We start from the raw sequence: 20,499 nt of genomic DNA on the forward strand, positions 1-20,499 counted from the left end.
TAACGCGTTGTTTTTTTACAGATCGAATTTATGATAGGGATGCCTGAGTTTACAATTTGATAAAATCGTTTATAATAAAACAGAAAAGATGACGTTATTAAAAAACACAAATTTGGCTACGTTAATGATTTATATAGTTAAAATTTAATGCATTTTCTGCAAAAAGATTGTAATTTATACTATATATTATCAAAAAACGAGTTAGATTTGCAGTACAACAACAAATTTCTAGCCTATGGTGAATTATTTTACTTTTTTTCAATTTTATCACAAACTCAATATCTTGGATAATCCTTATTCGAGATATAATTTCTTAAGCAAAATTTATAACTTTCATATCCTAAGAGGATCTAATATTTATTAATATGAAAAAATATCTATTGTTTTTTTTCTTGGCACTTTCGTATATACTGAGTGCACAGGTAAATTCTTATAGTTTTTCACAATCTACGGGAAGCTATACAGCTTTGCCAAGTACGGCAACGGTCTTGGCAACTGCAACAGGGAACACAGGAGCGGCATCATTAGATAATGTTGTTTATCCGGTTACTCTTCCTTTTCCGGTTTCATTTAACGGAAGTAATTATTCTTCCATCAATGTTTCAACAAACGGATTTATTACTTTCGGAGCAACCGCTCCGGGAACTGCTACCTACAGCCCGATTTCCAGTACGGAAACTTATGCAGGGGCTGTTTCTGCATGGGGTAGGGATTTAAATTCTGTTTTTAATATTGCTTCTAAAACAGGAAGCATCAGTTGGGCTGTTGTAGGAACAGCGCCTAACAGAGAGATTGTAGTACAGTGGTCAGACTTCAGACCTTCTTATTCTACTTCTACAACGAGTGTTTATACTTTTTCTTTTCAGATAAGACTTAGAGAAACTACAAATACGATTGCCGTAGTTTATAAGGGAGGAAGTTACCTTGCGGGTACTACGTCTGTAAGCGGAACGATTCAGGCGGGATTAAGAGGGGCTACGAATGCCGATTTTAATCACAGGCTGAATGCTACCACTGCTTTGTTTACGGCTTCTACTTTGGCAACAGCGAACAGCAGCACTCAATCTTTCAATACAACCGCTGCAACTCCGGGAATGCCTTCAGATGGTCTTATCTATACATGGACTCCGCCATCTTGTTTTGGTGCTTCAGGTTTTGCTTCTTCAGGGGTTACGGCCAACAGTGCTACTGTTACATGGGCTGCAGCATCAACACCTCCGGCGAACGGGTATGAAATATATTACAGTACAACGACTACGGCTCCTGCTACACCTCAAATCACGGGTATTGCGGGAACGGCTACAAGTTATACAATTCCTGGTTTAGCTGCCAATACAACTTATTATGTTTGGATCAGGTCAAAATGTAGTTCAACCGCTCAAAGTTCTTTAATAGGACCTATTACTGTTTATACAGGATATTGTACGCCTACAGGCGGTACGTCTTCTACAACCTACTATTTGAATAATATTACAACTACAGGTGGATGGACTAACCTTGCATATACAGCTACTTCCTATCAGGCTTATGTAAACTCTCCGGGAGTGGTGTTAAGCTCTCCGGGATTTACTGTAACAACCAACTTAGCGACATCGGGCGGAAGTACTTATTATTATTATGTATGGGTAGACTGGAATAATGATCTTGATTTTAATGATCCGGGAGAAACTATTTTAGCAACGACTAGTTATACAGGAACTGCAACGGCAAATATTGCTATTCCTGCAGGACAGGCGGTAGGAAACTACAGAGTACGTACATCATCATCATTTATTGGTGCAAATACTTCGTGCGGACCATCTCCGTATGGAAATTTTGTGGATTTCACTTTATCTGTTGTAGCTCCTCCAACGTGTCTGCCTCCTACTGGTCTTACGATCACTACGGCAACAACATCAAGTGCTACAATACAGTGGACAGTTCCTGCAACACCACCGGCAAATGGATATGATGTTTATTATAATACTACAGGAGTTGCTCCTACAGCGGCAACAGTTCCTCAATATAGCGGTGTAACGGGACCTAGCCAGTTGATTACCGGTTTGGCTACAAGTACAACGTATTATGTTTGGGTAAGAGCGAAATGCAGCAGTACAGATATTAGTTATTGGTCCGGACCTCGTACGGTTTACACAAATTACTGTGTTCCTACGGGAGGTTCATCTTCAACAACTTATTATCTGAATAATATTACAACTACAGGTGGATGGACCAATTTAGCTTATACTGCTTCTTCGTATCAGGCATATGTAAATTCTCCTAGTGTTGTTTTGAGTTCTCCAGGATTTACAGTAACGACCAACTTGGCGACATCCGGTGGAAGTACCTATTTTTATTATGTATGGGTAGACTGGAATAATGATCTTGACTTTAACGATCCGGGAGAAACTATTTTAGCAACGACTACTTATACTGCAACGGCAACAGCAAATATTGCGATTCCTGCGGGACAGCCGATAGGGAACTACAGGGTTCGTACTTCATCATCATTTATTGGTGCAAATACGGCTTGCGGACCTGCTGCATATGGAAACTATGTAGATTTTACCTTATCTGTGGTAGCGCCTCCGACGTGTCTTCCTCCGACTGGTCTTGTGATTGCAAATGCGACAACGTCAAGTGCAACAATACAGTGGACGGTTCCGGCGACACCACCGGCAAATGGTTATGATGTTTATTACAATACTACTGGAGTTGCTCCTACAGCAGCAACTGTTCCTCAGTTCACTGGAGTTCCGGGACCTAGCCAACTGGTATCGGGATTAGCTTCAAGCACAACGTACTATTTCTGGGTAAGAGCAAGATGTAGCAGTTCAGATATTAGTTATTGGTCCGGACCTCGTACGGTTTACACCAATTATTGTCTTCCTACAGGTGGTTCATCATCGACAACCAATTATTTAAAAACGATTACATCAACAAACGGGTTTACGAATCTGAATTACACTGCTACAACTTACAGTGCGTATGTAAATAATTCGGCAACAAGTTTCTCTGTATTGCCTGGAGGAATTGCTAACGTTTCGATGAATGCAGGAACAAGTACATATTACTATTATATCTGGATCGACTGGAATAATGATTTAGTATTTGATCCGGCTACTGAGCAGGTGTATTATTCCGGAGGTTATATAAATTCTGTTGCTAACGCTCCGATAAGTTCTGTAGGTCGTCCTTCAGGTTCTTATAGAGCAAGATTTGCAGCGTCTTATATCGGTACGGTAACTCCTTGCGGACCGGCTCCTTATGGTAATTATGTAGATTTTACATTTATCATTAAGCCATGTTCTACAACAGCACCTACGAATGTATATGTGGATGCAATTGCTCATAATGCAGCGACTGTACACTGGACTCCTTCTCCTGATAACCTTGGTTACAAAGTATACTGGAGAAAGAACGGAACAACACCATGGGTAAATTCATCAGTTGTATTAACGCCGCCGGCAACAGCGTATACAATCAATACAGGTTTAGATCCTGCTACAAAATATGATGTAATGGTAGTTGCTGTTTGTAACAATACTGAAGGTACTGCTACACCGGCTGTGTTTACTACAAGATGTGATCCAACCCCTCCGAATGTAACCATAAGTAATATTACTACAAACTCTGCAATCGTAACTTGGGCTCCTATTGTGGCGAGTGCTACTTATGTAATCAGATATAGAATTGTAGGTACAGGAACATGGACTACTGTGAATATCACTGCACCTCCTTTAAATACATATTCAATTACCGGATTAACTCCGTATACTACATATGAAGTACAGGTGGCAAATATCTGTAACGGTGAAACGACTGTTAACACTTGGTCTAATCCTAAAGTATTTACTACGGAAAGAACTTGTCAGTTACCTCCTCCGGGACTTACCATTACAGCGATTACACCGACTACGGCACAAGTAACATGGGATCCTTTTCCGGGAGCTACTTATATCTTAAGATACAGAAAAGTAGGAATTCCGAGCTGGACAATGGTACCGTCTAATACCAATACGATTACCCTTACAGGTTTATTGGAGCTGACTAAATATGAAATGCAGGTAGCAAACGTTTGTAGCGGAACTCCGGGAACGTATACACTGCCTTATTTCTTCACAACGCCAACTATTGTGTATTGTCAGATGGCATCTACAGGGGCTATAACTTCAGAATATATTTCTAAAGTAACGGTAACGCCAAATGGCAAACCTCAGATGACGAATACTTCCGTAGGATCTAACTATACAGATTATACAGGAGTTACAACTAAATTTATCGACCTGATTCAGGGATCTACGGACAACAAGATCGTGATCGATAAAAAATTAGCAGGAAACAATAAAGCGGGTGTTGCAGTATGGATCGATTTCAACAGAAACGGATATTTCGATATCAACGAAAGAATCCTTGCGGACGGACCAAATACGAATCCTACAGCAAGTACAACGTTTACAGTGCCTGCAGATGCGTTCATCAGTCTGGTAGACTACAAATATGTAGTGATGAGAGTGGCAATGGGCAAAGATATTATTCCGGTAAATTGTACCAACTTCCCAGATGGAGAAGTAGAAGATTACACGGTAAGAATTTCTAAGCTTCCGGTTCCTAACTCGATCAATCAGTCTGATATATTGATCTATCCGAATCCGGTTAGCACAGTATTAAATGTTAAGAACATCAGTCCGAGAGGGAATTATAAGATCTATAATTCAGCCGGACAGGTGGTATCAAGCGGTATTATCTTAAACAACAAAATTGATGTTCATACATTAATAAACGGCGTTTATGTAATCGATATTGAAGATTCTAAAGGAACTGTACAGAAAAAGTTCATTAAAGAATAAAATAATTAATAATTTACACCAAATAAGCCTTCAGAAATGGAGGCTTATTTTTTTTGTTTTCTTAATAAATGTTAAAATGTGAATTATAGAAAAAATTCGACGATAATAGAATGTTTAATTTGTCATATGCCGGTAATTACAGCAATAAAAGAAAGTTAGCAGGTATAAAAAAGAAAATATATCCTGTTATAATGAAATTAACAGTTTTTTAATCTTTGATAAAAATTGTTAATTGATGAAATTAATATTTCATATAGATGTATCTAAAACTAACATTTCATAAATTTGCAGTCACTCATGTTTAATTTGAGTTTTCATGGTTATTAGTTTTTATCCTCGTAGAAATACGGGGATTTTTTATTGTACAAAGAAAAAATAGCAAGAGAGAAAGAAGAATAGAAGCTTTAATTTTGGTTTTTCGCAAATAAGAACACTTTAAACCTGTCATTACTGCTGTATCTTTTACAGCTTTCATCCATAAACAAATCAGGAGATTTTTTAAACTCTTCAATGTACTTAAGACCTTCTTCGTCTATACTTGGAATAATAATGTAATCATACAGCGTTTTTGTAAACTCGCTGGAATTTTTTAAAATGTTCTTCTTGTGTTTTAATGCTTCGTTAAATGTCATGATTTTAGTTTATGCAAATTTAATCATTATTAAGTGAAAAAAACAGCACTCTAATGAAGAAATTTTGTATGCAATATTTAGTTTTTTTCGAAAATAAATATATAAAATATTGATTATCATTAATTTAATAATTTGTATTTTCATTTTTAATAGAATTATTTCTATGATTTAGGTCATAAAATATAGAAATAGTTATAACTAAATTTAATATATAACATTTAAATGTTTTAATATCTCAGTAAGTTTGCCTCTCATTCGTGAGAGGTTTTTTATTATGACTCAGATCATACGGTAAAGAATGGTTTTATTGTAGCTTTAAAACTTCAATTTCCATTCGTTTTTAAACAGTTTTAGAAACTTCTCAGTTTTTCTGGGAAGTTTTTTGTTTTCGAATGTGAAAGTCTAAATAATGAATTGTCAGGAAAAAGTCGGGAAAAGTAAACAAAAATGCTAAATGCTTTAATGCTAAATGCTTTTATGAAGCTATTTAAATATTTGATGGAGTTATCATCTGTTTATTTCGTGTCTTTTTGACGTTTTTAGTTGTTTTTGTAGTAAACAAATAAAACAATAACAAAGTCCTGTTTGGAGGTTTGTTATTTTAATAAATTTTTCTTTTTAATATCTTCTTCTATTAGTAGATTAAATTTGTCAATATTTAATTTTTCAATTAACATTTCTAGGTGTTTTGAAGAAGGGAATAAGATAAATGAATAATCGACTTCGTCACTTCTGTTACTTTTAATAATGATATAACTTTTTCCTTTTCTATAATAATAATCTGCATAAAAAGGAGTTTGTGAAATTATTGGACCATTCAAATAAACGCAGCTGCCTTTTAAATTCTTATTATACCATTCAATTTTTTTATCAACTGAAGTGATTTTATTGGCTATATTTATTTTATGCCATTCATTTTTCTTTTCAGCTATATATTTCAGATAGTCTAAGAAGACATAAAACTCGTGTCTGGTTAATATAAATGATGATTTTTTAAAAATAGGATCATCTGATTCAACATCAATTAATATATTTTCTACAATAGGGTCATTATCATAGTCAAGCATAATATTATAACTCTTTTTAGGATTTTCCATTGAGTAGGAGCTATATTTTATAATATTCTGACTAAGAGCTAAATTCGAAAACAAAACAAAAATTATTAATTTTCTCATTTTTTCTAATTATTATTTAATTTCCACTTTGTCCCATCTTCAAAAGCGACTTCATAGGCTCTTGCACCAATAAGCTTTTTTCCATCTCTACTTAATATATCCCATTGTCCAGAATCAGTTTTGCCTGGCTTTAGTGCGTCATCAGTAAAGCCTCCACCTGTACCAGTTGAAACTCCCATATCAGCAGGCTCACCAAATGAATTTTCTCCGTACCATTCAAACCGAATTGCTGAAATTGTTTTGTCAGAGACGTTTTTATATGTTAATGCAACGTCTTTATAGGTAGAATATTCTTTTTCTACAAATCTGTATTTTAAAACTTGAACAGGGGAATTTTTAGTTAACTCTTTATCTAAAAAACTTTCTTTTGTATCTAAATTTGCTTTTTGTTGATTTGAAGCCATAATGCTATCAACTATTTTACCTGCTTTAGCTTCAATTTCCGGAGAGTATTCTTGCTTTTTTCCGCAAGAAAACAATAATAATATTGTTAAAGTGAATAGTGTTTTTTTCATAGTTAAAAATTTTCCGCAATATATAAAATCTTTGTAATTTTCTATTACGGAAAGCCTCAACAGAAGAAAAGGGATCGGATCATAGCCAAAAGTTGGGGAGAAAAGATAAATAAAAAAATCCCTAAACGCTTAAACAGCAATTTAGGGATTTTAAAGAGGTACCTAGCGGATTCGAACCGCTGTAGATGGTGTTGCAGACCACTGCCTAGCCGCTCGGCCAAAGTACCATTTACCATTTTTGAGGTGTGCAAATATAGTAAAATTTATTTTCGAACAAAAATTTTTAAGCAATTTCTTTCGTGCCAATGCTCTCTATTTCGCTTTTTGCCTGTCTTTCAGTCTCATAATTTTTGGTATGAATTACCCTTGTATCACTCCAGCTGTCGTGCCACCCGTTTTCGCCAAGAAAAGAAAGTACATCAAAAGGAACAAGTCTTGAAATATTCCGTATAAAATAATCCTGTAAAGTAGGAGATGTACCGTCTGTCATAATAACTTTCGTTCCTGTAATGTATTTGCCTACTGTTTTTCCTTTTGTAAAATATTCCATAAGAAAAGTATATAGAAAATATACAACCGAAGTAAGGATAATATCGGCAAGACGCCCAATTCCGGATAGTTTATAAATCATTGGAGTGAAATAATACATTCCAAAAACATTATCAATAAAAACTAAAGCAATACCGAGAAGGAAGAAGAACAGATTCATCACCAGTTTATCAATAAAAAGATTTGCAAATCTTTGCCATTTCGTTGCTCTGTGGATATCCACAATTTTAAGGTACTTTCTCATGTGTATTAGTTTTTAATAATTTTAAATTCCTGTTAGTGTTAATTTTAAAGTGGCGTTAGTATCAATCACGGCAGTAATTCCATAAGGATTGAGGAGGATTTTGCTGGGTTTGAGGCTGAATACTTTTCCGTTCATTTTTAAGCCTTTATAATATTCTTTATTGAATGCTTCTTCGATGCTTTTCTTTGAACTGTTTTCCAGTTCTTGGGTAGGAATTCCGTATTCTTCCTCGATCATTTTTACAATTCGTCCTTTGAAAAGGAGCGTCGCTGTTTTTTGAAGGAAATTTGCCGTTTTCAGGTTGAATTTTGTGTTAGACAATACAATTTTCTTTTTGGCTTCATCATACACCGGAATCCCGGAAATGAAAGCTTTTCCGTTTACATACCCTTCGGTTTCCGCTTCTATCATTACCTTATCATCAACGCCGTATACTTTAATGTCTTTAATTTTTACGGATGAACCTCTTACATCATATTCCTTATTCAAAAACATATTTCTCGCAATATTGGTCGCTTCTGTAAACGGAATATTGGCGGTTGTCTGAAGCAGAAACTGATTTCCCAAAGTCGGAATAAATGTGAAACCCGGAGCCGATTTTATCGCAGGAGCAGAACCCGGCTGATTTCCCGTAAATGTTTCAGAAAATACATCAATTCCGATGTTGGTATCAATCTGGTTGGCGTAAAATTTTAGAGGAGTGATGTTTACCTTTACCGGAGAAACTTTCAGCCACGTTTTGTATTCTTCAGAAATATTAAAAGGCTGTGCGAAAACATTCCACGCCATTACGGCGTATTGCTGAAAGTTGAGCTGGGTTGCCATTTGGCTGTCGATGGTTTTACAGAACTTTTGCTGTTGTTCCACCAGACTCTTTTCCACCAGAGAAGTGATCGGGATTTTTATTCTTCCATAATCCAGAACCGGTTTGGTTACCCATCGAAAACCATTGGGTTTTGTATTGGTTGTGATGGTCCAGTTATTCTGAAAATTTAATACCGCATTAAAGGACATCACCGTTTCAAAAGTGGTGTTCTGATACGTGTAAATTCCCAGCGTTCCGATGCCTTTTTCTGCCCAGACTTTTAAAGGAACTTCAATCAGTATGTTTTGATTGGTTCCTCCTGCAAGACGGATAGGACCGGTTTTCCAGACTTTTACTTTAAATTGGTCATTGTCATTATCCGTGTAAGAATCGTCCTGATAAATCAGATCCTTTACCGATGCATTAATCAGATTGCTGATCTCTGAAAGCGGAATGGCAACCGGCATCGTAATACTGGATTTTACTTTCGGAAAATTATAGTTCGGAACTTCAGAACTCATCGTGGTCTGTGCGGAAACAGCCGTACAAAACAGAAGAAATATTAATTTTACAACTTTCAATTGTGTGATTTTTTATAAATGAATATCAGAATTTAAGGCTTAAAACTTTTTTCAAGCTCAATACTTGCTCCTGTCATTTCGCCTTTCATCGGTGGAGCTGTTTTCGTTATTTTTAATTTGATATAATCCACCTGCGGAAATGTCTCATGAATTTTAAAGATAATTCTTCCTGCGACGTGTTCCAGCAATTTAGACTTTATTTTCATCTCATCATGAATAATATCATTGATGTCTGCGTAACTGATCGTATCTTTCAGATCATCAGAAGCTGCTGCATTCCAGAGGTCGGTATGAAGTTCTGCATTTACAATATAATAGGTACCAACAATATTTTCTTCCGGAAGAACACCGTGGTAAGCATATATTTTTACATTTTCTAAATAAATCCTGCTCATAACTCTTAAATTTCTGTAAGCAAAAATCGTTTTAATTCTGCAAAATCGGGACTAATTTCAATACTTTTTTTCTCTTTTTTCATCAATAATTCTAAAGATTTGGGCAAATCTGCTGAAATATGAATGGCTTTCTCTACTGCCTGAGGAAATTTTACGGGATGTGCAGTTCCCAGAATTAAGCCTTTTTTAGGATTGTCTTCAAAATATTTCTCCATGGCAGCGTATGCGACTGCGGCGTGAGGATCGAGGAGATGATAGTAATTTTCATACACATTTTTAATGACAGCCAATGTTTTTTCATCATCCACAGAATATCCTGAAATCATATCCGCTAAATCCTGAAATTTATTTTCAAAAAGCGTTAAAATTCTTACAAAATTACTCGGATTTCCTACGTCCATTGCATTAGAAAGCGTAGCTACAGTTTCTTTTATCTGTAGTTTTTCTGTTTTTAAATAGTTGGGAATAACATCGTTTTCGTTACACGCAGCAATAAAATGTTCTACAGGAAGTCCCCGGAAATAAGCCAGAATTCCGGCACACAGATTACCGAAATTTCCGCTTGGGACGGCAATAACAGGTTTTCCATTTTCTGTTTTTTTCCATTGCTTCAGCGCGAGCAGATAATAAATTTGCTGAGGAAGCCATCTTGCGACATTAATGGAATTGGCAGACGTTAAAAATAATTTTGAATTAATTTCTGCGTCCGAGAAAGCCTGCTTTACCAAATTCTGGCAATCATCAAAACTGCCATCAACTTCTAAAGCAGAAATATTTTCGCCAAGTGCGGTTAACTGCTTTTCCTGAACTTCGCTTACCCGATTTTTTGGGTAGAGAATAACTACATTAATATTCTCAGTTTTATAGAATCCATTCGCAACGGCTCCTCCTGTATCTCCCGATGTAGCAACCAAAACCGTTACTTTTTTATTTTCACTTTTCAGAAAGTAGGAGAGGCAGCGGCTCATAAATCGGGCTCCCACATCTTTAAAGGCTAAAGTCGGACCATGAAAAAGCTCTAAAGAACAGATGTTTTCATTGATTTTTTTCAACGGAATTTCAAAATTGATGGTTTCCGAAACAATTTCTTTTAAAATCTCCGAAGGAATTTCGTCGCCCACAAAATCTTTCATGCATCGGTAGGCAATTTCTACATCGCTGTAAAGGTCTAAATTTTCAATAAAATCTTTTTCAAATAATGGGATGTATTCTGGGAAAAACAGTCCTTTTTCTTTTCCCTGTCCTTTTATGGTAGCTGTTTTGAAATCAACAACTTCTTCTTTATCTTTTAAATTATAATACTTCATAGGCTGATTTTTATTTTTCAATAATTTCTATTCCTTTAGGGTTTACTTTAGAGACATAAGCGAAACTTTCAATGTCAATTGTACGGTAAACAGATTTCATCATTTCTGCTATTTCGTATGAAATTTTTTCGTTTTCGGAAAGCATAAAAACGGAAGGTCCTGAACCTGAAATTCCTCCGCCCAAAGCGCCTAAACCGAGACTTTTTTCTTTAATTTCATCGAATTTAGGAATCAGAATACTTCTTACAGGCTCTACAATCACATCCTTTAAACTTCTTCCGATCAGTCCGAAATCATTATTCTGGATTCCGGCAACCAGTCCTGCGATATTTCCCCATTGCTCTATGGCGTCCTTCAGAAGAATATTTTTCTTCAGGATTTGTCTTGCATCGGAAGTTTTTACTTCGACTTGCGGATGAATAGCCGTTACAAATAAGTCCGGTGCATTCAGTGGAATAATATCAACAGGATTTGAAGATTTGATTAAAGTAATTCCGCCGAAAATACAGGGCGTGATATTGTCTGCATGTTTCACCCCTGAAGCTAATTCTTCACCAAACATGGCAAAATAAATCATTTCTTCTTTAGAGAGAATGTTTCCCAGTAAATAGTTGGCTCCAAAAGCGGCTCCTGCTGCACTTGCCGCACTGGATCCCAATCCGCTTCCGGGTTTTATTTTTTTATGAATGATTACCTCGAAGCCGTTTTTAAGGTTTAATTCCTCCTGAATTTTCAATAAAACTTTTCCGGCAACATTTTTTGACGTTTCTTCCGGCAGTCCGAAATCGTCTGTGTGTCTGATGATGATTTCAGAGGTTTCCAGCAGTTTCAGTTCCATTACATCAAACGGTTCATGGATTGCCATTCCTAAAATATCGAATCCGCAAACCAGATTGGCAATGGTAGCAGGAACTTTTAATTTAACTTTTTTCATAACTCAATTTTTAAACAGAACGGAGAATATCTGCGAAAACACCACTTGCTGTAACTTCTGCACCGGCTCCAGCTCCTTTTACAACAAGAGGCTGTTCATAATATCTCAGCGTTTTGAAAATTACGATATTATCTTTTCCATACAGATGAAAAAGATCGCTTTCCGGAGCAATATGTTTCAGTCCTACTTTTGCTTTTCCCTCTTTAAATTCAGCAACATATTTTAAAATTTTGCCTTTATTTTTTGCTTCCTCCAAAAGATTCCTGAAATGATCTTCATACTTGGAAAGTGCATCATAAAAGTCGTTTACGCTTCCTTTCATACATTCTGCAGGAAGAAAACTTTCATTTTCAATACTGTTAAATTCAATGGAATAACCGGCTTCTCTGGCAAGAATCAGAATTTTTCTGGCAACATCAGTTCCCGCCAAATCGAGTCGGGGATCGGGTTCTGTATAACCTTCTTTTTGAGCCTGAGCCACAATTTCAGAAAATTTCCTGCTTCCGTCGTAATTGTTGAACACAAAATTTAAAGTCCCGCTGAGAACCGCCTGAATCGAAGTAATTTTATCGCCGCTTCGGATAAGATCATTGATTGTTCCGATAATCGGCAATCCTGCTCCCACATTGGTTTCAAATAGAAATTGACAACTGTGGTTTCTGGCTGTATTTTTTAAATTTTTATAATTTTCAAAATCAGAAGAAGCGGCAATCTTATTACAAGCAACAATATTTACACTTTTCTTCAGAAGTTGCTCATAGATATTCGGAACTTCGGAACTCGCGGTAACATCTACAAAAACAGAGTTTCTTAGATTTCTTGAAATAATTTCCTGCGCAAATTTTTCAGCAGAAGCTTCCTGACCATTTTGATCGAAGTTGGTAAATTCATTTTCTGAAATCCCTTTGTCTGAGAAAATCATCTTACGGCTGTTGGACAGTCCTGCAATTCTTAAATTAACTGAAAGGTGTTCTTTAAGATAGTCGTTCTGGCTATAGATCTGCTGAATTAACTTCATTCCCACATTTCCTGTTCCGCAGATGTAGAGATGTACCTGTTTAATTTCGGACTCAAAAAATTCTTCATGTAAAACATTAACCGCTTTTGTAATATCTTTTTCTGAAATAACAATACTGATATTTTTTTCTGATGATCCCTGAGCAATTGCTCTGATATTGATGCCGTTATTTCCCAGACAACCGAACATTTTGGCACTCACACCGCTTCTGCTTTTCATGTTTTCTCCCACCAAAGCAACAATCGCAAGATCTGTTTCAATTTTTACCGGATCAATTCTTTTGAGCTTTAAATCATCTTCAAAAGCAGAATCAATGGTACTTTTTGCATTGAAAATATCTTTTTCGCTGATCGCAATTGTGATAGAGTGTTCTGAAGAACTTTGAGTAATTAAAATGACATTAATCTTTTCCTGACTCAGGCATTGAAATAGTTTTGCGGAAACTCCGGGAATGCCTATCATCCCGCTTCCTTCTACAGTAAGCAGAGCAATGTGGCTCATATTGGATACACCGACAGCAATTTGTTCATTTTCTAGATGAGATTTTTTTACATGATGAGAAATTAGTGTTCCCTGAGCTTCCGGATCGAAAGTATTTTTAATTCTCAGGTTGATATTTTTCACCATTACCGGCTGAATGGTGGGAGGATACAGAACTTTTGCCCCAAAATGAGAAAGTTCCATTGCTTCGGAGTATGAAATTTCAGCAATAGGTTTCGCATGGGAAACCAATCGCGGATCTGAAGTCATCATTCCGCTTACATCGGTCCAGATTTGAAGTTCATCTGCATGGATTATAGAGGCGATGATTGATGCCGTATAATCTGAACCGCCTCTGCCTAATGTTGTGGCATTTTCTTTTGCATCTTTAGCAATGAATCCGGGAGTGATAATGATCTGATTTTTATTTTCATTCAGAAATTGGCTGAGATTATCTTCTGTAACTTCAAAATTTACTTTTGCATTGGTGAAATTGCTGTCTGTAACGATGTGAGAATCCATCCATAATGCATCCAAACCATTTGATTTCAGTCTTGCTGTGATAATATTTGAAGAAAGAAATTCGCCGTACGATGTAATTTTATCTTTGATTCTGTCTGTAAACTCTTTTAGGATAAAAATGCTGTTGCAGATGTCCTCAATATCATTAAAATGCTTTTTCACGAAACTGAGCCATGAACTCTGTTCTGCAAAAGGAATAAGATCTTTAACAAGGTCTAAATGTTTTTCTTCAAGATTTTTAAGGATGTGAATATAATTTTCATTGTTGTGAGAAGCGGCTTCTGCAACTTTTATCAATTGATCTGTAACCCCTTGAAGTGCTGAAACGACAACGATAATTCTGTTGTTCTGAGATTCTTTTTTAATAATGTTTTCTACCAACATTATATTTTGTGAATGGGCAACCGAAGTGCCCCCGAATTTTAAAACTTTCATTATTTGTTTTTTAATTATAGAAAATTGAATTTTACTCTTTAGGAAAAAGAGTACGTAGGCTTATAATGATATGTGAAAATACACCCCGTTATGGGGTAGTTGTAGTTGTTGTAGCAATAACAGAAACAAAAGATACATCCGAAATAGAGAAAATCGGAGTGGAAATATCTGATATGTTTATTAAAAAATTCATTGCTGTATGAACAAATGTACAAATTTTTTTTAAATCTGAAATTAAATAAGCTTTTATTTTGAATTTAATATAAACAATGCTTATCAATATTATGACGAACAAAAAAGCACTGCCAAAAACAGTGCTTTTATTTATTTTATGCTTTTTGAAAGATCAAGCATCGCTTCAATAGGTTTCAGCGCTCTTAATCTTAAATCTTCGTCGATGATAATTTCAGGAAGCTCATATTTCATACATAAATATAATTTTTCCATGGTATTACGCTTCATGTAGAAACATTCCGAGCAGTTACAGCTTTCATCAAAAACCAGAGCAGGAATTAATTCTTTATGAGGAGCGCGTTTTTTCATTTCGTGAAGAATTCCTTCTTCTGTAGCGATGATGAATTTCTGACAGTCGTCTTTTTCAACATAATTCAACAGGGCAGAAGTGGAACCTATAAAATGAGCCAGCTTTAAAACAGCTTCTTCGCTTTCAGGGTGTGCAATTAATTTTGCATCAGGATTCTCAGCCAGTTGCTTCGCAATTCTTTCCATAGAAAAAGCTTCATGTACAATGCAGCTTCCGTCCCAAAGGATCATATCGCGTCCTGTTTTCTGAGATAAATATCTTCCTAAGTTTTTATCCGGTGCGAAAATTATCGGTCGGTCTTTCGGTAAAGCTTCAATTACTGTTTCAGCGTTTGAACTGGTAACAATAATATCACTTTCAGCTTTCGTTTCTGCGTTACAGTTGATGTAGGTTGCCACCAAAGCATTTGGATGCTGTTCGCGCATTTTTCTCAGACCTTCTCCTGAACATCCGTCTGCCAATGAACATCCAGCCATTGTATCAGGAAGAACCACTTTTTTAGTCGGGTTGAGGATTTTAGCCGCTTCCGCCATGAAATGAACTCCGCAGAAAACAATCATGTCCGCATCCGTATCTTTTGCCTGTCTTGCCAGTTGCAGAGAATCTCCCAGAAAATCTGCAATATCCTGAATGTCTCCGGGTTGGTAATAATGCGCCAGAATAACGGCGTTTTTTTCTTCTTTCAATTTAAGAATTGCCTGTACAAGCTCTTCTCCTTGAGGAATTGCTATATCTTTTATATCCAGAAATCCTCTTACAGGGATCGCAGATTTAGCTTTTTCTAATGTTTCGGTACTCATATCAACCTCAATGTTTTAGAATCAGAAATTAAAAAATAGGAATTAAAAATTAGAATTTTGACGTTGTATAATAAACCTCAAGCTTCCTGTTTCCATCATCCGGTCTTTAACTTCCAATAAAATTTTTTATTAAACTTTCTATTTCTTTTTTTGCTTCGCTCAGATCGCTGTTGATGACGATTTTATCAAATTCCTTTGCGTAAGACATTTCTTCTTCTGCCTTTGCAACACGCGTTTTGATGGTTTCTGCATCATCTGTGTTCCTTGAGATCAATCTTCGTTCCAATTCTTCGATGGAAGGCGGTTCAATGAAAATTGACAAAGCCTGTTCTCCGAAATACTTCTTTAAGGAAATTCCGCCTTTTACATCAACATCAAAAATAACCACTTTCCCCTGATTCCAGATCTTTTCTACTTCAGATTTTAATGTTCCGTAATATTTGTCGGTATACACTTCTTCAAATTCTACAAAAGCATCTTCCGCAATCTTCTGTCTGAATTCATCGGGCGTTAAAAAATGATAATCCACTGCATGAACTTCGCTGCCTCTCGGCTGTCTCGTTGTACACGAAATCGAAAACTGCAATTCATTGAAAACCTCCAGAGAATGCTTTACCAATGTTGTTTTTCCGCTTCCAGAAGGCGCTGAAAATATGATAACTTTATTATTCAAAGTTTTTAGTTTATGGTTTAAAGTTAAAATCTATTATTCAAAATTATTATGCTTATCCAAAGTTTTTTTTACATTGAATTTTAAACATTAAACGTTGAATTTAAAGCACATTTAACGTTTGTTCTTTAATCTTCTCTAAATCATCCTTCATCATCACCACAAGTTTCTGAATTTCCGAATGATTGGCTTTAGAGCCTAATGTATTGATTTCACGACCAATTTCCTGAGAAATAAATCCAAGTTTCTTACCGTTGAAATCTTCATTGTCCATTACTTCTTTGTAATATTTCAGATGCTGGGAAAGTCTTACTTTTTCTTCTGAAATATCCAGTTTTTCTGTAAAATAAGCCATTTCCTGATAGAAACGCGTTTCATCTACATTCTCAAACTCTTTTAAAGTTTTCTGATAACGCTCCTTCACTGCCGAAATTCTTTCTTCTTCGAACGGAATAACTTCACCTAAGTATTTATCAATATTCTGAATATTTCTTTCAAGCTCTTCATGTAAAATTTTACCTTCCGTTCTTCTGAATTCTTCAAAACGGTCAACCGCAGCATTCACAATTTTTGCCAAAGCTTCCCATTCGCCTTCGGATAATTCGTCCGGTCTTGAAGTTATCGCATCAGGAAGCCTCACTGCCATTTTCAGATATTCGAAATCGGGTCCGTCTGAAGCGATGTTTTTCAGCTCCTTCATGTAAGAATCAATTAAACTTTTATTGATTTTCACATCGTTGGACTCCTCAAGATTTTCTATATTGATGTAGCAGTCTACTTTTCCACGGATTATTCTGTCGTTAAGAATTTTTCTTACCTCAAATTCCTTTTCTTTATATCTCAAAGGAATTTTGATATTTAAATCGAAGCTCTTGCTGTTCAGGGATTTAATATCGATGGTAATTTTTTTACCTTCAAAAACGTCTTCGGCTCTACCAAAGCCGGTCATTGATAAAATCATAGTTTTTTATTGTCCTACAAAGATAAACATTTAAGTCTATAGTTTTGCTAGTGTTGAAAGCTGGAAGAGGGAAGAAGGAAGCGGGAAGATTGTTGTGTATATTATTGAATAACTATTTTAACTTTCATCTTCGTTCTTCCAATCTTCCAGCCAATTAAATAAACTCATTTTCGTAAATTAGCGCGGTGAAAAAGAAAAAATTAATTTCTGTTGTAGGACCCACCGGAATTGGTAAAACAAGACTGGCAATTGATCTGGCAAAACATTTTAGCACAGAGATTGTTTCGTGTGACTCAAGACAGTTTTTCAGGGAAATGAAAATCGGAACAGCTTCACCGTCTGCTGAAGAACTTGCCGAAGCACCTCATCATTTTATCGGAAACCTTTCGGTGGAAGAATATTATTCGATCGGGCAATATGAGGAAGATGCTTTAAAAAAGCTCAATGAACTTTTTGAAAAATATGAAACCGTTATTTTGGTGGGCGGAAGCATGATGTATGAAAAAGCGGTGATTGAAGGGTTGAATGATTTGCCTGAAGCGGATGAAAACAATCAGAAAAAATTGCAGGAAATTTTCGAAAAAGAAGGAATCGAAAAACTTCAGGAAATCCTGAAAGAACTCGATCCCGAATATTTTGCGGTAGTCGATTTTCACAATCACAGAAGACTTTTACGAGCCATTGATGTGATTTGGCAGACAAATAAAAAATATTCTGAACAAATTGCTGTTTCGCAGGATTCCAGAGATTTTAAAACCATCCGTATCGGAATTGAAGCACCGAGAGAAGACTTGTACGACCGGATTAACAGGAGAGTGGATATCATGATGGAAAAAGGCTTGCTGGAAGAAGCAAAAAGCTTGAAGAAATTTAAACATCTTACCGCTTTGAATACGGTTGGCTATTCAGAATTATTTAAATATTTTGATGGAGAATGGGATCTGGATTTTGCGGTTTCCGAAATTAAAAAAAACAGCCGGAGATACGCAAAACGACAATTGACTTGGTATCGGAAAGCGAATGATATTCATTATCTGCAACTGGGATATTCGCAGGAGGATTTTGATGGTTTGATTGGGTATATTAATGAGGAATTTCAAAAATAAATCTTTTTGAACGATTAAGATTTTAATTAAGAGGTGAAGAATATTAAGGTGAGCTTCGCTTTTAGTATATTATGTTTATTAAATCTATTTGATTTTTCTTAATTAAACTTAACTCCTTAAATGTTCTTAATGGTTCAAAATTTTCGCAGATTGTCATTCTGACGAAGGAAGAATCTCTACGAAGATATTATAGATTCTTCACTCCATTTCTGAACTACGTTCGTAGATTTTTAGTCTATGTCCAGAATGACAACGCGAGCGGTTAAAAAATTTAATTTAAACAAAAAAATGCAGCCCCTAAAGACTGCATCCCATAACAATATAATTTTAATTTACTACTTCCAACCGCCTCCTAAAGCCCGGTATAAATCTACAATACTGCTTAATCTCTGCCTTTTTACAGACGCCAGATTAAGTTCGGCCTGCAGCGAATTTCCCTGAGCTGTTATCACTTCTAAATAATTTGCCATTCCGCCTTTGTACAGCATTTCGGCACTTTTGATTCCGTTTTTTAAAGTTGCCACCTGTTCCGTTGCTTTTTCTTCCTGAACTTTTAAACTTTCATTGGAAACCAAAGCATCAGAAACTTCTCCCACTGCATTTAAAACCGACTGACGGAACGCCAATACGTTTTTCTCTCTCTGAATTTTAGCCACATTTAAATCTGTTTTCAATTGTCTTTTCTGGAAAATCGGCTGAGTCAGACCTCCCAAAACAGACCCGAACAATGAAGCCGGAATCTGAAACCAGTTATCAATTTTAAATGAATTGACACCGCCATTTGCCGTAATTTTTAAGGAAGGGTACATGTTTGCCTGCGCAATTCCCACCATAGAATTGGATTCCAGCAAAACCAATTCCTGCTGACGGACATCAGGACGACGGCTTACCATTGCTGCAGGAAGTCCTGCCGAAATATCCTGTGGTAAAGAAGTATCAGACATTTCAATTGTTCTGTCGATTTTATTTGGATTTTCACCCACCAGAATACTCAATGCATTTTCCTGAATCGCAATGTTTTGCTCCAGTTGCGTAATCAATAATTCAGTTGATTGTTTCTGAGCGGTTGCTTGCTGAACGCCTAAAGAAGTGGTGTCACCGCTTTGCCATAATTTTTCTGTAAGAGAAAGCGTACGGTTGCTGAGTTCCAGATTAGATTGGGCAATCTGCAATTGTTTATCCAGCATCAGCAGATTGTAATACCCTTGAGCAATGGCTGCAACAACCTGCGTCTGAATTGCTTTTGTTGCTTCATAAGTCTGCAGATACTGCATTTTAGAAACTTCCTGCTGATTTTTAATTTTCCCCCAAATATCAGCTTCCCATGAAAGGTTGAATGCTGCATTGTAATCTTCAACATAGCTTTTTCCTAAAAACAAGTTCAAACTTTGTCCGTTCATGCTGTTTTTGGAAGGCTTGGAAATCTGTGCGGAAACTCCGAAACCAACATCAGGATATTGAAGATACTTTGCCTGTTTCAGTTTTTCCTGTGATGAAGCAACCTGCTTCAAAGCAATCTGTAAATCGTAATTGTTTTTAATTCCTTTTTCGATTAAGTTTTGCAGCATCGGATCGCTGAAAAATTGTTTCCATTCCAGGTTTGCCACACTTGCGGTATCTGCTGTTGCTGTATATTTAAAGGTTTCGGGAAGCTCCAGTTCAGGCTCCTTGTATGCCAGTTTCGACACACAGGAGACTGAAACCAAAGCCAGTCCAAAAGTGATGATGATATTTTTTATTCTTTTCATAAAGGTTTAAATTTTTAATGGATTACAAAACTTTGAGAAATTGTTTCCAAGCAGTCTTTAGTAGGAGAAAATACTTTGCTTTTTATGATTTTAGTTTGAATAGTTTCTTCTCTATTTTTTTATTTGAACCATTAAGAAGCATTTAAGTAGTTAAGATTAATTAAGAAAAATCAAATAGATTTTTTAATAAATATTCTGCTAAAGCGCAGCTCACTTAATATTCTAAACTCCTTAATCAAAATCTTAATG

15 protein-coding genes and 1 tRNA gene are annotated in these 20,499 nt (G+C 36.0%); 2 read left to right on the forward strand and 14 right to left on the reverse strand.

All coding sequences use genetic code 11. The annotated features are described in order from the left end of the window. Positions 1-365 precede the first annotated feature (365 nt). Positions 366-4,829, forward strand: a complete 4,464-nt coding sequence (locus BW951_RS05540) for a GEVED domain-containing protein (RefSeq protein ID WP_076390869.1) — start codon at positions 366-368, stop codon at positions 4,827-4,829. A gap of 404 nt (positions 4,830-5,233) precedes the next feature. Here the strand turns inward: BW951_RS05540 and BW951_RS05545 are convergent, their stop codons facing one another. The 13 genes from BW951_RS05545 to BW951_RS05605 form a co-directional block, all read right to left on the reverse strand. Beyond that, on the reverse strand, positions 5,234-5,461 hold the full coding sequence (locus tag BW951_RS05545) for a hypothetical protein (RefSeq protein ID WP_076390870.1): 228 nt from the start codon (positions 5,459-5,461) through the stop codon (positions 5,234-5,236). A gap of 596 nt (positions 5,462-6,057) precedes the next feature. Further along, positions 6,058-6,558, reverse strand: coding sequence for a hypothetical protein (locus tag BW951_RS05550; RefSeq protein ID WP_076390871.1), 501 nt, complete (start codon positions 6,556-6,558; stop codon positions 6,058-6,060). Positions 6,559-6,641: 83 nt separating this feature from the next. After that, positions 6,642-7,151: a hypothetical protein gene (locus tag BW951_RS05555; RefSeq protein ID WP_076390872.1), complete on the reverse strand. Its 510-nt coding sequence runs from the start codon at positions 7,149-7,151 to the stop codon at positions 6,642-6,644. Positions 7,152-7,307: 156 nt separating this feature from the next. Further along, a tRNA-Cys gene (locus tag BW951_RS05560) sits at positions 7,308-7,378 on the reverse strand. A 56-nt stretch (positions 7,379-7,434) separates the two neighbouring features. Beyond that, positions 7,435-7,944, reverse strand: coding sequence for an RDD family protein (locus BW951_RS05565; RefSeq protein ID WP_076390873.1), 510 nt, complete (start codon positions 7,942-7,944; stop codon positions 7,435-7,437). Positions 7,945-7,965: 21 nt separating this feature from the next. Beyond that, on the reverse strand, positions 7,966-9,330 hold the full coding sequence (locus BW951_RS05570; protein ID WP_076390874.1) for a DUF4403 family protein: 1,365 nt from the start codon (positions 9,328-9,330) through the stop codon (positions 7,966-7,968). A 32-nt stretch (positions 9,331-9,362) separates the two neighbouring features. Then, positions 9,363-9,725, reverse strand: coding sequence for a dihydroneopterin aldolase (gene folB / locus BW951_RS05575; RefSeq protein WP_076390875.1), 363 nt, complete (start codon positions 9,723-9,725; stop codon positions 9,363-9,365). Between the two features lie 5 nt (positions 9,726-9,730). Then, a complete protein-coding gene (gene thrC, locus BW951_RS05580) occupies positions 9,731-11,032 on the reverse strand; it encodes a threonine synthase (protein ID WP_076391008.1) in 1,302 nt (433 codons plus the stop codon). A 10-nt stretch (positions 11,033-11,042) separates the two neighbouring features. Next, positions 11,043-11,966 (reverse strand): homoserine kinase, encoded by a 924-nt coding sequence (locus tag BW951_RS05585; protein ID WP_076390876.1) that lies wholly within the window; start codon positions 11,964-11,966, stop codon positions 11,043-11,045. 10 nt (positions 11,967-11,976) lie between these two features. Further along, complete coding sequence (gene thrA, locus BW951_RS05590; protein ID WP_076390877.1) at positions 11,977-14,421, reverse strand: bifunctional aspartate kinase/homoserine dehydrogenase I; 2,445 nt, start codon at positions 14,419-14,421, stop codon at positions 11,977-11,979. Between the two features lie 324 nt (positions 14,422-14,745). Next, on the reverse strand, positions 14,746-15,765 hold the full coding sequence (gene nadA / locus BW951_RS05595; RefSeq protein ID WP_076390878.1) for a quinolinate synthase NadA: 1,020 nt from the start codon (positions 15,763-15,765) through the stop codon (positions 14,746-14,748). 106 nt (positions 15,766-15,871) lie between these two features. Further along, a complete protein-coding gene (gene gmk, locus BW951_RS05600; RefSeq protein ID WP_076390879.1) occupies positions 15,872-16,438 on the reverse strand; it encodes a guanylate kinase in 567 nt (188 codons plus the stop codon). A gap of 100 nt (positions 16,439-16,538) precedes the next feature. Then, entirely contained in the window at positions 16,539-17,396 is an 858-nt protein-coding gene (locus BW951_RS05605) for a YicC family protein (RefSeq protein ID WP_076390880.1), read from the reverse strand. 185 nt (positions 17,397-17,581) lie between these two features. Here BW951_RS05605 and miaA point away from each other — a divergent pair, with 185 nt between their 5' ends. After that, entirely contained in the window at positions 17,582-18,502 is a 921-nt protein-coding gene (miaA, locus tag BW951_RS05610) for a tRNA (adenosine(37)-N6)-dimethylallyltransferase MiaA (RefSeq protein WP_175608791.1), read from the forward strand. 335 nt (positions 18,503-18,837) lie between these two features. Here miaA and BW951_RS05615 read toward each other — a convergent pair whose 3' ends face one another. Next, on the reverse strand, positions 18,838-20,250 hold the full coding sequence (locus BW951_RS05615; protein ID WP_076390882.1) for an efflux transporter outer membrane subunit: 1,413 nt from the start codon (positions 20,248-20,250) through the stop codon (positions 18,838-18,840). Between the last annotated feature and the right edge of the window lie 249 nt (positions 20,251-20,499).

The sequence above is a fragment of the Chryseobacterium gambrini genome (genome assembly GCF_900156825.1).
Lineage (GTDB): Bacteria > Bacteroidota > Bacteroidia > Flavobacteriales > Weeksellaceae > Chryseobacterium > Chryseobacterium gambrini.

What these genes read in the sequence shown, in the direction of transcription:
- BW951_RS05540 (WP_076390869.1), top strand. Translation starts at nt 366, where the DNA reads ATGAAAAAATATCTATTGTTTTTTTTCTTGGCACTTTCGTATATACTG.
- BW951_RS05545 (WP_076390870.1), bottom strand. Translation starts at nt 5,461, where the DNA reads ATGACATTTAACGAAGCATTAAAACACAAGAAGAACATTTTAAAAAAT.
- BW951_RS05550 (WP_076390871.1), bottom strand. Translation starts at nt 6,558, where the DNA reads ATGGAAAATCCTAAAAAGAGTTATAATATTATGCTTGACTATGATAAT.
- BW951_RS05555 (WP_076390872.1), bottom strand. Translation starts at nt 7,151, where the DNA reads ATGAAAAAAACACTATTCACTTTAACAATATTATTATTGTTTTCTTGC.
- BW951_RS05565 (WP_076390873.1), bottom strand. Translation starts at nt 7,944, where the DNA reads ATGAGAAAGTACCTTAAAATTGTGGATATCCACAGAGCAACGAAATGG.
- folB (WP_076390875.1), bottom strand. Translation starts at nt 9,725, where the DNA reads ATGAGCAGGATTTATTTAGAAAATGTAAAAATATATGCTTACCACGGT.
- thrC (WP_076391008.1), bottom strand. Translation starts at nt 11,032, where the DNA reads ATGAAGTATTATAATTTAAAAGATAAAGAAGAAGTTGTTGATTTCAAA.
- BW951_RS05585 (WP_076390876.1), bottom strand. Translation starts at nt 11,966, where the DNA reads ATGAAAAAAGTTAAATTAAAAGTTCCTGCTACCATTGCCAATCTGGTT.
- thrA (WP_076390877.1), bottom strand. Translation starts at nt 14,421, where the DNA reads ATGAAAGTTTTAAAATTCGGGGGCACTTCGGTTGCCCATTCACAAAAT.
- nadA (WP_076390878.1), bottom strand. Translation starts at nt 15,765, where the DNA reads ATGAGTACCGAAACATTAGAAAAAGCTAAATCTGCGATCCCTGTAAGA.
- BW951_RS05605 (WP_076390880.1), bottom strand. Translation starts at nt 17,396, where the DNA reads ATGATTTTATCAATGACCGGCTTTGGTAGAGCCGAAGACGTTTTTGAA.
- BW951_RS05615 (WP_076390882.1), bottom strand. Translation starts at nt 20,250, where the DNA reads ATGAAAAGAATAAAAAATATCATCATCACTTTTGGACTGGCTTTGGTT.